This is a genomic window from Paraburkholderia sp. SIMBA_027, from assembly GCF_046535315.1.
Classification (GTDB): domain Bacteria; phylum Pseudomonadota; class Gammaproteobacteria; order Burkholderiales; family Burkholderiaceae; genus Paraburkholderia; species Paraburkholderia tropica.
In genome coordinates, this window is the sequence record NZ_JAWRWY010000774.1 from 1 (window position 1) to 265 (window position 265).

Sequence of the window (265 nt, forward strand, 5' to 3'; positions counted from 1 at the left end):
GTGCAATCCTGAGGGCAAAAATAATGACAACAAAACGCAATGCCTTGCTCGTAGCCGGGCTGTTGGTCGGTGTGATCGGTGCCGGTTCCGCGCTGGCCCATGGCAATGTGGTGCCGCAAGCGGTGGAGACCAAAGGCCTGACGTCGATCAAGGATGCCGGTGTGGTGGTCGACGCTGACGGCTGGGCTGCCGTGAACCCTTATCGCACCTCGCCCGAGCACGATAAAGCCGTGGAGATCGGCGCCTCCGCCTACAACCAGAACTG

General features: G+C 60.8%; 1 pseudogene. It reads left to right on the plus strand.

The window, feature by feature from the left end:
* Positions 1 to 23: 23 nt before the first annotated feature.
* Positions 24 to 265 (plus strand): annotated as a pseudogene (locus tag SB764_RS41155) (cytochrome c-550 PedF); the annotation flags it as partial.